This is a genomic window from Parvularculales bacterium, from assembly GCA_036881865.1.
GTDB lineage: Bacteria > Pseudomonadota > Alphaproteobacteria > JAPOUT01 > JBAJNM01 > JBAJNM01.
On the sequence record JBAJNM010000055.1, the window covers coordinates 1 to 14,394 of the forward strand.

Sequence of the window (14,394 nt, forward strand, 5' to 3'; positions counted from 1 at the left end):
GCTGATCAGAGCCGGATACGATCTGCTCGATCTTGTTACATTTTTCACCGCCGGGCCCAAGGAGGCCCGCGCCTGGACCTGCCGCAACGGATCCACGGCACCCGAGGCGGCCGGGGTCATCCACACCGATTTCCAGCGCGGCTTCATCCGCGCTGAGACCATCACCTATGATGATTATGTGGCTTGTAACGGGGAGGCCGGCGCAAAAGATGCCGGCAAGCTGCGCGTTGAAGGCGCCGACTATCTGGTCAGGGACGGCGACGTCTTTCATTTCCGCTTCAGCGTCTAGCCCAATGTCCGGACTTAGCGGATCGCGTTCTGGCTGCGGACCGCCTTTTTCTGTCGCCGCATCCTGGTGATCGCCTTGGCCTTGCCCTGGGTTAAGCAATCGGGGCAGACGCACTTTCCGGCCAGATCAAAACTCTCACGCATATTTGGCAGATTATGACACCAGCATGTGCCTTCGGCTGATGTGCCGCAGTTGAACTCGGTGCCGCATTCTTCACAGATCAGTTTTTGCATCGCTTCACACTCCACTCTGTCCCCCAAGGGTGACACTCAGGATTGAATTTACACCCTTTTAGGGATTATTCCTGCGATTTTTTAATTCCTATTTTATTCATATACCCCTTTTCTTCATGCCCTTGAGGAAAGCAGTCAAAAATTAAGTTCTATTAAGTCCATGCTTCTGAACAAAACCGTGAAGCGTCCTCATGAGCAATCTGAACATAACAGGGCCTGTATCTAAATTCAATTCTTTCCAATGCATTCTCATAGGCCATGCCCCAATATAATTGCTGAAGCCTCCTGCTGGCATTTTGTCTTGATTAGGAAATAAACGATCATAAGTTGTGAAGCTCAGGTTCGGGTGGTGGTCCATTGTCTCGATTAACAGGCACTAACTCTCTACTTAGCGACATCATTCATCTGTAATCCAAACAAACGGACAAGCGGAAGGGCTGCGATTTCTCTCCCTATTATTGCCTATTTTATATTTGACGCAACAAGCATAGTTAAGCAGACTTGCGGGTAAATAAAATTTCGATAGTCACAAAGGGAACCCGATTTAATGAATTTTGTGATTAACCACATGACGGCACCGGATTTGAATTGGAAGCAGATCATTTCAATGGCTAAAAGCAGCGGGTGCATTGGCGTTGAATTACGCAACGATCTGCCCAGACAGCTCTTTGATGGTGACGAGCCGTCACAGGTCCTGGCGGCGGCGGCAAAAAGCAACATGAGAATTGTCGGTCTTTCTCAGGTTTACCCCTTCAACGCCTACAGTAGCGAGATTGAAGACAAGGTTAAAAAATTAATAAATTCAGCACTGGAATGCGGTGCTGAAACAATATGCCTGATCCCTTTGAATGACGGAACCTGTCAAGGTAATGCTGAACGACAGGCTAATCTAAGGGGCGCTTTATGGGAAATATTAACCTTACTCGACGGGACTGGATTGATAGCCTTGATTGAGCCCCTCGGGTTTTTACAATCATCTTTGCGGACCAAAGAAGAAGCCGTAAGTGCCATAAAAGATGTGGGCGGGCAGAAAATTTTTAAGATCGTCCATGACACATTTCATCATTACTTGTCCGGGGATGAGTTGTATTTTCCGGAATATACAGGAATTGTACACATTTCCGGTGTAACAACGGCAGATTTATCTGTGCATGAGATGGAAGACAGGCATCGGGTTTTGGTTGACCATCGGGATCGTATTGGTAATATTACACAACTGAGAACGCTTTTGGATATGGGTTACGATGGGTTGATTTCATTGGAGTGTTTTGCGCCTGAAGTTCACGCCTCTGTGGATATACAGAGGGATGTCCAGCGGACGTTTGAATTCATTCGCAGCTCATTGTCGGACTCATCTGAAATGCGTGATCATAGCAACAGCCTGAACCCAGGCTCTATTCCGGATAAAACTTTGGTGGCCGGACACCAACAACTAAAATGTGGGAGGAACACATGAAAAAAACTATATTAGCAGCGGCTACAGCATCACTGATAGCAACGTCAGCAATGGCAGAAACTGTCGGTGTAACGATGGCCCTTTTTGATGATAATTTCCTGACCGTGCTCAGGAATGGCATACAGGAATTTGCCGATGACACCAATGGTGTCGACGTGCAAATAGAAGATGCCCAAAATGATGTTGCGCGTCAGCTTGACCAGATCAACAACTTTATTGCTTCCGGCGTTGACGCTATCATCGTAAATCCCGTTGATACATCGGCAACGCAAGCGATGACACAGGCAGCGGAAGCAGGCGGCGTTCCGCTTGTCTATGTTAACCGCGAGCCGATCAATGTTGACGTGCTGCCGGACAATCAGGCGTTTGTTGCATCAAACGAGATTGAATCGGGTACGCTTGAAGCTTTTGAGGTTTGCAAAATCCTGCGGGCTCAAGGCAAAGCCGGTGGCGCACGCGCTTATTTGCTGATGGGCGAGTTGTCCAACCAGGCAGCAGTGCAGCGCACCAAGGACGTTGATGATGTCATTGGAATGGATATGTGTAACTTTATTGAAATCGTTGACCGCCAGACTGCTAATTGGTCTCGTGAGCAGGCCAATAGCCTTATGACAAATTGGCTGTCGTCAGGTGAGGAGTTTGATGCCGTAATCGCCAACAATGATGAAATGGCTATTGGGGCTATTCAGGCAATGAAATCTTCCGGACTCGACATGGATGTCATTGTCGTCGGAGGTGTTGATGCCACTCAGGATGCGCTTGCAGCCATGCAGGCCGGCGATCTGGATGTTACCGTATTTCAGGATGCATCAGGCCAGGGCGTAGGTTCAATGAAAACTGCACTGAAACTTGCAAATGGCGAGGATGTTGATCAGAAAGTTTACATTCCGTTCAAACTTGTCACACCTGACAACATCAGTGACTATTTATCTCGCAACTAAGAGGTAGAACTATATTTTGGGGCGGCGAGTTACCTTGCCGCTCCATGTATTTACAGAATGAGAAAGATGAAATGAGCGATAATACCAAACATGGGGTTGGCGGTCTTAAGTATGATAAGTCGAAGAGGGCTTGGCCGAACGAACTCAATGTTTTTTTTGCATTAGTCCTTATTGTTCTTGCCTTTGAGGCTTTGGGCCAGATTCTCCCTTATATGAATGGCCAGTCCATGCTTTTTGATTTCAATGAAGCACGTGATGGCACAATTCTCAATATAGCTCGAATCAAAATCATTATTTTGCAGGTGTCAATCATAGGCATTATTGCCCTCGGCGTTACTCAGGTGATCATATCCGGTGGAATTGACTTATCTTCGGGGCCCTTAGTCGGGGCAACGGCATTGATTGTCATGTCGTTTGCCCAGACTGAACTTGTTAACGGACAATTAAATCCCAAGGCCGTGTTTGACACATGGGCGTTTGATCTTCCTGTCATAATACCATTAATTGTAGGTTTGATGTTTGGAGCATTAATAGGCATCATAAACGGCTCATTTATTGCATTCACGGGAATACCTCCGTTCATCGCGACATTGGGGATGTATCTGATATGCAGGGGTATCTCGCAATGGTGGACAAAGGGTCGGCCCGTTTCATTTCCAACTGAAGATTTTGCCTGGATTGGCTCCGGTATGAATCCCGTGATCTGGTTCATAGCCCTTGCCGTTATATTACAGCTCATCATGAAATTTACAGCTTATGGCAAACATACCTACGCCATCGGCTCGAATGAAGACGCAGCACGCATGTCCGGAATTAGCGTGAAAGGACATAAAGTTCTTGTCTATACGATAGCCTCGATGCTGGGGGCATTTGCTGCAATCGTTCTCAGTTCAAAAAATCTAACGGCACAAGCCGGTATGGGACAGTTTTATGAGCTCTATGCGATTGCAATGGCGGTTATCGGCGGAGTGTCTTTGCGAGGGGGCCGTGGTTCCATCATAGGCACTGTATTGGGGGCGATGGTATTCGGCGTTATCCAATCGGGTTTCACATATATCAAACTTGACGCCTTCTACCAGCTCATGGCTATGGGTTCGATAATTATCGGCGCTGTTGTTCTCGATCAGTGGCGACAGCAACAGGCCGCATTGAAGTCTTAGGGAGTTACTATGGATGACATCATCTTAGAAACCAAAGACTTAACCAAGTATTATGGCGGGGTTCACGCCCTTGAGGGTGCCGATTTTATCCTGAAAAAAGGTGAGCATGTTGCCATCATGGGAGACAATGGTGCAGGCAAATCCACATTCGTTCGCCAGATAACAGGCGTTGAGCAACCCACTCGGGGTGAGATTATATTCGATGGAAAAACCGTGAATTTTCCAGGCCCCCTGCATGCTAGGGAAGCCGGGATAGAAACTGTGTATCAGACCCTGGCATTGGCCGATGATTTGGATGTCCCTGACAATTTGTTTTTGGGGCGCGAAAAAACAAAACTGGACTGGCTGGGACCGTTTCGAATTTTGGACTATAAAGCCATGCGGGATGCGACCATAGCCGGTCTTAAACGAACAGCCGTAAAAATCCCAAATATTCGGAACACGATTCGGTATATGTCCGGTGGACAGCGACAGTGCGTTGCCATTGCAAGAACGGCGACATTTCACTCTAAACTGACAATTATGGACGAACCGACAGCTGCTTTGGGTGTACAGGAAACCACGCAGGTCGAGAAAATAATTCGAAAATTAAAAAAACAGGGTGAACCCCTTATTTTGATCAGCCATAACATGCGTCAAGTGTTCGATTTGGTGGACCGCATTGTTGTGTTCCGTCGTGGCCGGATTATAGCCAATCTGAATAAAGATGAAACCGATGGACAGGATGTTGTAGCCTATATAACCGGTGCGAAAACTCAGGCCGAATACAAGGACCTATAAATTAACATCCACAAACACTGCTGTTATCACCGTCGATTGATAACAAGACTATTTGAGCGTTAACATCCCTTCAATCTGGTTAATTGGCATCCCCTGTCTGGAAAAGACCTGCTTTCTTCAACTGCTCCACCTCTGATGTTAGTATCGGAACGTACCCGACAAGCAGCCTCAAATTCAAATCATGGGGCATGTGTTAAATGTATCATTACAGACGGCTAACAACGGCGGTTTTTCAGAATAATTAAAAAGTCACACCCCCACCGTTACCCCCAGATCAATTTCGTCCACTCAATTTTAACATATAGTTGGTAAACTTGTCAGATACGCACTGTTAGGCTTAGGATCCCGTGACTATCAGAATAGCGCAACTTTTCTCATCAGGAGATGATAGCGAGTGCGGGCGGTCAGCAAAATACCTAACCATGTCTCCAACACGTGCTACTTCGGTGACACCATCTGTTATGATGGTGATTGTGCCAGTGATCACTGTCAGGTTTTCCAGACACCCGTGGCGGTGTGGCTTACTTTCTAGCACACCACCCTCTTCAAAATTTAGTTCATATATCTCCGTCTCGCCAACGGATTCCGGCGCACTCAGAATTCTGATGCTACATTTGTGACCTAATGCTTGGATCACAGGAGCCTGCGCCGAACGGATGACCTCGACAATCGGTCCATCGCTTGCTGAGGTGCTGTCCAGCAAGCCGGCAAAATCAAGGTTCAGAGATTTTGTCAGATTCCATAGAGTAGCTACTGTCGGACTGCTTTCGTTGCGTTCAATGGCTGACAACATTGAGCGGGATACACCGGACAGTTTTGAAAGTGCCTCAAGGCTGAGGGAGCGTTCCTTACGCGCATCCCGCAGGCATTTGGCAAGGCGTCGTGAAATCTCGTTGCTCATGGGTTCAGCCTTACTCACAGATTAGTCCAGTCCAGAATGACTTTACCTCCGTCACCCCGCTTCATGTCGTCGAATCCTTGCTGGAAATCCGCCGCATTGTAACGGCCCGTGATGACTTTAGAGACGTCCAAACCATTTTGCAGCATGGCGATCATTTTATACCAGGTCTCAAATATCTCGCGGCCGTAAATACCTTTTATGGTAATGGCCTTAAAGACAATCTCTGACCAGTCAACCTGTGATTTGCTGGCGGGGATGCCGAGCATCGCTATCCTCCCTCCCATCACCAATGCGTCAACCATCTGGTCAAAGGCAGCCGGATTGCCTGACATCTCAAGACCGATGTCAAATCCTTCTATCATGCCCAGTTTTTCACGTACCTCGGTCAGCGATGCACTGCCCACATTCACACTCACCACATCGGTGACTTCGGTGGCAAGGCTGAGACGGGCATCACTGACATCGGTGATGACAATATTGCGTGCCCCGACATGCTGGGCAACGGCCGCAGCCATGATGCCAATGGGGCCGGCCCCCGTGATGAGGACGTCTTCGCCGACCAGATTGAAGCTCAAGGCGGCATGAACCGCATTACCGAGCGGATCCAGTATCGCCCCGACATCATCTGATATCTCATCGGGCAAAGGGACCGCATTGAACGCAGGAAGGCGAAGATATTGCGCAAAAGCACCATCTTCATTAACGCCAATGCCTCTTGTATTCGGGTCTAGATGAAATTTTCCCGCCCGGGACTGGCGCGAGTCCTTGCTGATCAGGTGACCCTCGCCGCTGACCCTCTGGCCGACGGAAAGATCTTTAACAGCCTCCCCAACCAAGACAATCTCACCGGCAAACTCATGGCCCGTGATCAGATCGAGCGGGATGGTCCTAGCCGCCCATTCATCCCAGTTCCAGATATGCATGTCGGTCCCGCAAATCCCCGTCTTGTTGATCTTAACAAGAATATCCTCGGGGCCGATTTCAGGGATGTTTCGGTCAGCCATCCACAACCCCTCGCGGGTTTCTGATTTCACCAGGGCCTTCATCAGGCTATTTGGCCGGGGCATTGGATTGCTCATGACAATGCTCCTGCCTCACGGCCCGCCTCTGCAAAGGCGGCCAGTGCGGTGTCCAGTTCCTCACGGGTCAGTGCCGCACTCATCTGGGTACGTATACGCGCTGTCCCCCTGGGAACAACAGGATGGAAAAACCCCGCAACATACACGCCCTTGTCGTTCAGTAACCCGGCCATTCTCTGCGAGAGTTTTGCATCACCCAGCATGACAGGAATGATCGGATGCTCACCGTCATTCAGTTTGAAACCCAACTCCTGCAGGCCGCAACGCCAGTAGTAAGCATTGTCAAACAGAAGGCGGCGCAAATCATCACCTTCCTCGGCCAGACGCAACGCTTCAAGCGAGGCTGCACAGACGCCCGGCGGCAGAGCGTTTGAGAAGAGATAGGGTCGGCTTCGCTGGCGCAGCAGGTCAATAATGACCTTCGGTCCTGCTATAAACCCGCCAATCGCACCGCCCAGAGCCTTCCCCAGCGTGCCGGTCACAATATCCACCTTGTCACTCAAGCCGAAATGAGCCCCGGTGCCCCGCCCCCCAGGCCCCATGAAACCCGTTGAGTGGCAGTCATCAACCATGACAATCGCTTCATAAACTTCCGCCAGTCGGGTCACTTCCGGCAAATTGGCAAGCGTACCGTCCATCGAAAACACCCCGTCTGTCGCAATTATGATGAAACGCGCCCCATCCTTCCTCGCCTGCTGCAATTGCACCTCAAGGTCAGCCATGTCACTGTTTCTGTATCGGTAGCGCTTCGCCTTGCAGAGTCGAATACCGTCAATGATAGAGGCATGGTTGAGGCTGTCGGAGATAATGGCATCTTCCGGAGCCAGAAGGGGCTCGAACAACCCGCCATTGGCATCAAAACAAGCGGCATACAAGATCGCGTCATCCTTCTCAAGATAGCTGGCAAGACGCTTCTCGAGCTTGTGGTGCAAATCCTGTGTGCCGCAGATAAAGCGCACGCTGGCCATCCCGTAACCATAGGTGTCCATCCCCTGCTTGGCCGCAGCTATAAGGTCGGGATGATTGGCGAGACCAAGATAATTGTTTGAGCAAAGGTTTAACTGGGGCTTCCCGTCCGGTGAACCTGCCGCAACCGTGATTTTTCCCGATTGCGGAGATGTGATTGCCCGCTCGTTTTTATAAAGCCCGTCGCTTTTGATCTCATCCAGCATTCTGGAGATATGCGTAAGAAAAGCCTGTTTCATTGCTAAAAACTCCAAAAGAGTAATCCATAAAAGTCTTGTATATTGGAATATATCCTATATAAAGGAACTTATACTTGTACAAGGATTTTTCGCAACAATTAATTTCTAATGGAGCCATACGATAAATCAGCTCAATCTCTAAGATATTCACGGGTTTTTTGGAAAATGGAGCGCCACGATGACACAATCCACGATGTGGTCAATAATCGAAGCAATAGGTAATACACCGCTTGTTCGTCTTGATAGACTGACAAATTACTATGGTTGCGACGGCACCATACTGGCGAAACTTGATCACCTCAATCCGGGATTTTCAAAGAAAGACCGCGCTGCTCTTGGGGTTATAGAAGCGGCAGAAAAGGACGAAACCTTAAAGCCCGGGCAAACTGTTGTCGAACTGACGAGCGGTAATATGGGAACGGGGCTTGCCATCGTCTGTAGTATCAAGGGATATCCCTTTGTTGCAGTAATGTCGAAAGGAAATTCACCCGAACGAGCACGTATGATGTCTGCACTTGGTGCTGAGGTCGTGCTTGTTGATCAATTACCGGGTAGCCGCATTGGAGAGGTATCGGGCGCAGATTTGGCTGAAGTCGATCATATCGCCACCAAAATAACTGAAGAGCGTGATGCGTTTCGAGCTGACCAGTTTCATCATCCAGGAAATCCCGGGGCGCATGAACAAACAACAGGCCCGGAAATATGGAGGCAATCCGGCGGTAAAATTGACGCTTTCTGTGATTTTGTCGGCTCGGGCGGTACATTGGCAGGCACATCCAATTATCTGCGGGGCAAAAACCCTCAGGTAAAATGTTACCCAATTGAACCAGCGGGAGCTGCTGTGATCGCGGGTAAAAATGCTGTAGATTCAAATCATCCGATTCAGGGTGGCGGCTATGCCATGGCTGATTTGGCTTACCTGAGAGGAATGCACTGGGACGGTTTTCTTGAGATTGACGGTAAAACAGCACGCCGCACTGCGCGCGATCTAGCAAGATATGAAGGAATTTTTTCAGGCTTTTCTGCAGGCGCGAATGTTGCCGGTGCAGTTGAGCTTTTAAGGGGTGTCCATGAAGGTCAAACTATTGCCGTCGTTATTTGTGATTCTGGATTAAAATATCTATCCACTGATCTTTTTGATATGGAGAATTAAGTTATAGCGGTCAGTAAGAATCTAACTTGTTTCAGACACCAATGAAACTCTTGGGGCATGTGTTTAATGTATTGTTGCAGACGGCTATTAACGGCGGTTTTTCAGAATTACTCAAAATTCACACCCCCATCGTTACCCCCAGATCAATTTCGTCCACTCAATCATACTATTCATTTTACAGAATCGAGAGTGGTTAGTGAGGCAGGATTCGAATTGATGTCCGCATTTGTCTGTAGCGGGGCGCAGTATAGAATCTTTAACCGAAATTCTCTACTGCCCGTAAAATGGCTAAATTCAAAGTTTAGTATATCTTTGTATTTTCCTTGATATCAGTAAAAGTTAAATCAATTAGAACCAATAATAGAGCATGCGGGTTAGATATCCGGCAGATCTACAATCGTGACATTAAACTCAAAAGTCGATAAACCATCCAGAATGGTGAATTCATAAACATTATTTCCGTCACGATCAATAGGAGATTCAAAATCGGGTGTTGATACGAACTCAAGCTCCAATCCTCTGCAACAACTACATGAGCAACCTTGTGTATGTTTAATCACGACATCTTCACTGTCATCGCCTTCAATAACAGGATTAGTCAACCCATACTGGTCAAGATTGGCGATCAGGCTTTCCCCCTCATCAATTTCAAGAATTATTTCTACTTTGGATTGCAGGGATGTTTGGACCTCGCCAGAACTTCTTGAAGGTGTTAGAGACGCTTGCCCATTGATTAAAGATTCAACGCCTTCAAAATCAGTTCCGGGTGCCCCATATAAAAACTGAAGAACCTCTATATCGACCTGCTGCAAAGCATTCACATCATAGTTGGAGGCCATAACTGATAGAGGAATTGCATCATTGTACAGCCCATCCGACAAACCAGGCCAATAAAGTAGCGGGTCCGGTGTGAGTGAATCTACTAGGAGTGAAGCTACTGGCAACGAATAACCCTGAGTATCCTGCGGGTGCGAGAGCCCCAATGCATGCCCAAGTTCATGGACGACAACTCTTTGAAAACTAGCATATGTTCCATCATGTCCTAAGGGGTCTATCTGGATGTCTGCTCCATCAGCAATATGAGTCGCTACATTTAAGATGTCAGAAAACAGCCAATCAACGTGTGGAACGTTCTTCTCTCCGATTGCAACTTCGACAAACTTGATATTGACATTCTTCTCAAAAGATTTGAGACCCTCTTCCAGAATGTTATATCTGTCATTCACTTTTTCCTGATCGGTAGATATGGTTTTGACTAATTCAATTCTCTCATCTTCGGTACTGAATATAAGTCTAATCTTTTCCTGATCGCTTGCATCACGATAATAATCTGAAGCATAGATTTCAAAGTCCGCCCTCGCTACTTCAGAGATCGAATAGGTCATTATCAGCGGACCGGTTTTGGGCATTTTCCATGCGTAACCGGTAATCAAATGCTGGCCGAGTTCGGAAGGCATATGTTCATCAGGAATATCCCGGGGTTCGAATAAAACTGTCGGTTCATAGTCATCACCGGAGTCCTCACCTAAGCCAAGGTCGTTGACTATGATTTCAGTCGTCATGCGCTCTGTATGGCCATCCACCGTACGCGACAACTCAATCCCGTAACGGTTATTACCATCACCATCACGCGGGGTTTCATAATCAGGGATGACTTTCCATCTGATCTCACCTCCCGAATTGATGGAAAAGAATGCATTATCACCATAGCCTTCTGTCAATTGATATCCCCTAAACCCTTCAGGGCGAATCTCCAGAGGCTTATACAACGGATGGTTTTCATAGATTTCGAGACTGAAATCAGAGGGGTTTGAAGAAACGGCTCCAGTTTGCAGCAATACCGTCATGGACGTTGTCGTTGGCAGGTTTGTAACGGTTTCGGCAGGCAGTTCGACCCTTATAATTTCTGCGTCAGGTTTTAAAAAAAGACCATTATCTTCATAATCTTCATCATAAGCAATTCGGACCCCGATTGTCGTCCCCACATCTGTGGATCTGATGGTGTAGGTCTCGTCCTTGCCCGTAAATTGACTGGGAATATCATGGTCAGGCCCCTGTATTTCTCGCCCCTGAACATCGCTGAGATCTATCAGCGCTGCGTCGGCATAGTACCACTGATAGTTGTATTCCGGATAGCTGGATTCCGTATTGATGCGATCAGGGTCGGGGAAGATCTGGGTGGCGGTCAACACATCACCGGGTTGTGGATTATTTGGATCACCGCTTGAGATGATGGTAAATTCGGCGGAGCCGTCGTTGACTGTTATCTCAAGCGTAGCCTTGTCAGACCAGTCCACGCCATCGAAAACAAAATAGTCAAGTTCAATCGCGCCCAGATCGTTCGATGAATGCTGTATGGAAAGCCGGTGCAGATTTTCATAGGAAACATAATAATGCACTCCCGCTGTGTCAGGCGGGGCGCTTGTCCCGGTCGGTCGGGTCCCCTGATCCGAATTCAGGGCTCTGCCATCAAACAAAAGGGGAACGGTGCCGTCAGTGGCTCCCGTTCTGTCAAAGTCTGCCGCTGGCTTGACATAAATCCCTTTGAAACCTGAAGTCACATCACTTTCTGAATTTCCGTTCGGGTCATTGAAGCCGAAGAGCGCTTCAAGATTGCGATTGTTTAAACTGAAAGCCCCATCCGTATTTTTCGAGGCGACAGGTGTAGAAACCGCATAGGGCTTCCCGCCTAGAATATCACGCCCAGCCGCCTCACGAGCTGTGATCCGTAACTCCAGCTCGTCTTTATCCCCATGGGCGGTTCCCGTAAATATCGCTTCAAGGATGTCAATACGCTCTTGTGGTGTGTCCAGATGAGCGAACGGGTCGCCCTTGTCGATTTCCGACAGTCCCAGAGAAGCACGCATGATGAGCCACGCCTTGTAACTGGACATCTTTTGGGGGTCTGATTGTAACGGCAACGAACGCTGCGGATTTGCCTGGATTTGATAGTTTTCAATATTCAGTATATCTAAAGGTGTTATTAGATCGGTTAGGCCAAAGAGTTCGTTCAGGACAATTTGCTCGCGACCGTCCCCAGCAGCAGAAACAACCAGGTTCGTAATCGGTGTGACGATGTCACTCCCACCAAGTGAGAAATATTCCCCTGTCAATACTTCACCTGTTGCGGTGTCAATCGCGCCGTTAACGTCAGCAACAAAGGCCAGCCCCTTATATTGCCCCGGAGCTTCCACTTCACCATTTTCATCGGTCTCATACTTTGGCCGTCCATCTTCCCTTTGATCTGCGCGCTCCCGGGCGGACACCCATCCCCTTCCGTCAAGATCAAAATATACAGCCGCACCCTTGACCGGTCCATCAACAACCCTGGCAATATAAGGTTCAATAACGGGGGGGTCGGGATCAGGATCAGGAACAGGAGGGGGGCGGTCAGGAACAGGAAGGCCACTAACCGTGACACCGCCGCCGCCGCCGCCACCACCGCAAGAAGCCAACACAATCCCCGAGATCGTCCAAACCATTGCGGTGGTAGATCCCGCCACGGGGAAATGCCTAGACGTTACGTGATTTGTCGAAGTTTTTAGTGTGCATTTTTGTTTGTTTTGCATGCGTCAACCGTTTATTTCTATTTATAGATTATACTCAAATTGGAAATTGTTGGAATATTATTGTTAAAATGAATTACCCCAAATCATACCCTAGACTAATACAGGCTTCAATGAAAAGCATGGGGCAGGATTCGAATTAACGTCCATAATATGGCATTTCGTATCCATTAAGGATCATCAACTAAGTAATTCAACATAGACTCTAGCAAAGGAATGCGTATATTAAGCTTGATTGAGCCCGTCATGACTATGCGCAAGCGTAGCTTGGCGGGTCTTTTTTTGCACGGGTGATAGCAAATGCCACCAAATCAAAACCAATACACTAAATCAGCATTATCATACGCCGACCAACTCAATAAATTGCAAGAGCGAGGCTTAATTATTGATGATGAAAATTTGGCATTACATAAACTTCAACATTATGGCTACTATCACCTGGGTGTTTACTGGCATCAATTTCAACATACATTTCCAAACCAGTGAGAATATCTCGTTTATGCCAAAAAACCATGCGGTCATCTTCTGTAAGTTTGTCTGATTGTGCCATGTTAAAAACCTTGGTTTCTGGCAAAAACACCCAACGCAATGTATACTGTGATTGTATTTTTTCCCATAAAATGAGAATTTTTGATATTGTATTGCAATAATCCCTGATATCTGCTAATAGTATAAATGCTATTATTCGCAAAAAATGGGAAATTTCTACATTGGATGATATAGAACCACCAGAATCGGTATTGCCACGCGGACGGCGGAAACTCACCACCGTTATTCGCGATTCAGGAGATGTCATCGTGATTGATGATGTTGTTTCGATCCTGAATCTCGGTCGCAGTGAAGCCGCTAAATTGCTTTCACGCTGGACTGAACAGGGATGGTTGCGACGCGTCGGGTGCGGTGCCTATGTCCCGGCACCTGTCGATGCCCTTGACAGGCCGTTTGTTCTTGAAGATCCATGGGTTCTTGTTCCAGCCCTGTTTGACCCGGCTTATATCGGGGGGTGGTCGGCCGCATCGCATTGGGATCTTACCGAGCAACTCTTCCGCGACACGGTGGTCCTGACTTCCCAGCAGATTCGCGAGAAACACCAATCCCGGCATGGTGCGCGATTCCTGCTCCGGCATATTCAGACAAGGCATATCTTCGGAACCAAATCGATATGGCGGGGGAAGTCGAAGGTCGCGATATCCGACATTCATCGCACCGTCATTGATATGCTGGATACCCCCTCGATTGGCGGCGGCATCCAGCACGTCACGGATTGCCTCAAAAGCTATTTCCGTCATTCCAGCCGGTCTGATGAGACTTTAATTTTATATGCTGAGCGACTGGGGAATGGTTCCGTCTTTAAGCGCCTTGGATATCTGGCTGAAATGTGTGATGCGGGCGAAGATCTCCAGAACGCATGCCGGGAACATATGACTGCCGGCCTCGCAAAACTCGATCCCGGCCTTGATTGTACCAGTTCCGTGACAAAATGGCGGCTCTTGATGCCGGAGAGTTGGCGGCAGGAATCACACCATGATCAATAAGGCCGAAATCCTGAATACCGCCGCAGAGCACCGCCTTGCGCGGGGTGTTGTTTAGAAAGATTATGCACTCGGCTGGTTGCTTTGGGGAATCAACCA

The 14,394-nt window shown here is 48.1% G+C and carries 13 protein-coding genes; 7 read left to right on the top strand and 6 right to left on the bottom strand.

Going from position 1 to position 14,394, the window contains the following annotated elements; translation table 11 throughout:
- Positions 1–289, top strand: a 289-nt coding sequence (locus V6Z81_09510; protein ID MEG9862700.1) for a DUF933 domain-containing protein, incomplete at its 5' end; no start/stop codon positions are given.
- Positions 290–303: 14 nt separating this feature from the next.
- Here V6Z81_09510 and V6Z81_09515 read toward each other — a convergent pair.
- A complete protein-coding gene (locus V6Z81_09515) occupies positions 304–522 on the bottom strand; it encodes a cysteine-rich CWC family protein (GenBank protein ID MEG9862701.1) in 219 nt (72 codons plus the stop codon).
- Between the two features lie 547 nt (positions 523–1,069).
- Between V6Z81_09515 and V6Z81_09520 the strand changes: the two genes are divergently transcribed.
- From V6Z81_09520 to V6Z81_09535, 4 genes are all read left to right on the top strand, one after another.
- Positions 1,070–1,978 (top strand): TIM barrel protein, encoded by a 909-nt coding sequence (locus V6Z81_09520; protein ID MEG9862702.1) that lies wholly within the window; start codon positions 1,070–1,072, stop codon positions 1,976–1,978.
- Positions 1,975–2,919, top strand: a complete 945-nt coding sequence (locus V6Z81_09525; GenBank protein ID MEG9862703.1) for a sugar ABC transporter substrate-binding protein — start codon at positions 1,975–1,977, stop codon at positions 2,917–2,919. The genes V6Z81_09520 and V6Z81_09525 overlap by 4 nt, the downstream gene beginning before the upstream one ends.
- A 71-nt stretch (positions 2,920–2,990) precedes the next feature.
- Positions 2,991–4,079, top strand: coding sequence for an ABC transporter permease (locus V6Z81_09530; GenBank protein ID MEG9862704.1), 1,089 nt, complete (start codon positions 2,991–2,993; stop codon positions 4,077–4,079).
- Between the two features lie 9 nt (positions 4,080–4,088).
- A complete protein-coding gene (locus V6Z81_09535; GenBank protein ID MEG9862705.1) occupies positions 4,089–4,859 on the top strand; it encodes an ATP-binding cassette domain-containing protein in 771 nt (256 codons plus the stop codon).
- Positions 4,860–5,196: 337 nt separating this feature from the next.
- On the opposite strand, the gene V6Z81_09540 is transcribed toward V6Z81_09535, so the two are convergent.
- From V6Z81_09540 to V6Z81_09550, 3 genes are read right to left on the bottom strand one after another with little or no spacing between them, the layout of a single operon-like run.
- Positions 5,197–5,760 (bottom strand): helix-turn-helix transcriptional regulator, encoded by a 564-nt coding sequence (locus V6Z81_09540; protein MEG9862706.1) that lies wholly within the window; start codon positions 5,758–5,760, stop codon positions 5,197–5,199.
- Between the two features lie 14 nt (positions 5,761–5,774).
- Positions 5,775–6,839 (bottom strand): L-threonine 3-dehydrogenase, encoded by a 1,065-nt coding sequence (tdh, locus tag V6Z81_09545; protein MEG9862707.1) that lies wholly within the window; start codon positions 6,837–6,839, stop codon positions 5,775–5,777.
- Positions 6,836–8,044: a glycine C-acetyltransferase gene (locus V6Z81_09550; GenBank protein MEG9862708.1), complete on the bottom strand. Its 1,209-nt coding sequence runs from the start codon at positions 8,042–8,044 to the stop codon at positions 6,836–6,838. The genes tdh and V6Z81_09550 overlap by 4 nt, the downstream gene beginning before the upstream one ends.
- 178 nt (positions 8,045–8,222) lie before the next feature.
- Between V6Z81_09550 and V6Z81_09555 the strand changes: the two genes are divergently transcribed.
- The gene (locus tag V6Z81_09555) at positions 8,223–9,197 is read left to right on the top strand and encodes a cysteine synthase family protein (protein ID MEG9862709.1); all 975 of its coding nucleotides are present in this window, start codon (positions 8,223–8,225) and stop codon (positions 9,195–9,197) included.
- Between the two features lie 374 nt (positions 9,198–9,571).
- Here the strand turns inward: V6Z81_09555 and V6Z81_09560 are convergent, their stop codons facing one another.
- Both V6Z81_09560 and V6Z81_09565 read right to left on the bottom strand, forming a co-directional pair.
- On the bottom strand, positions 9,572–12,679 hold the full coding sequence (locus V6Z81_09560; protein MEG9862710.1) for a hypothetical protein: 3,108 nt from the start codon (positions 12,677–12,679) through the stop codon (positions 9,572–9,574).
- Positions 12,680–13,145: 466 nt separating this feature from the next.
- Positions 13,146–13,559 carry a hypothetical protein gene (locus tag V6Z81_09565; GenBank protein ID MEG9862711.1) on the bottom strand — a complete coding sequence of 138 codons (414 nt, stop codon included), beginning with the start codon at positions 13,557–13,559 and terminating at the stop codon, positions 13,146–13,148.
- Position 13,560: 1 nt separating this feature from the next.
- Here V6Z81_09565 and V6Z81_09570 point away from each other — a divergent pair, with 1 nt between their 5' ends.
- On the top strand, positions 13,561–14,298 hold the full coding sequence (locus tag V6Z81_09570; protein ID MEG9862712.1) for a hypothetical protein: 738 nt from the start codon (positions 13,561–13,563) through the stop codon (positions 14,296–14,298).
- Positions 14,299–14,394: the final 96 nt, after the last annotated feature.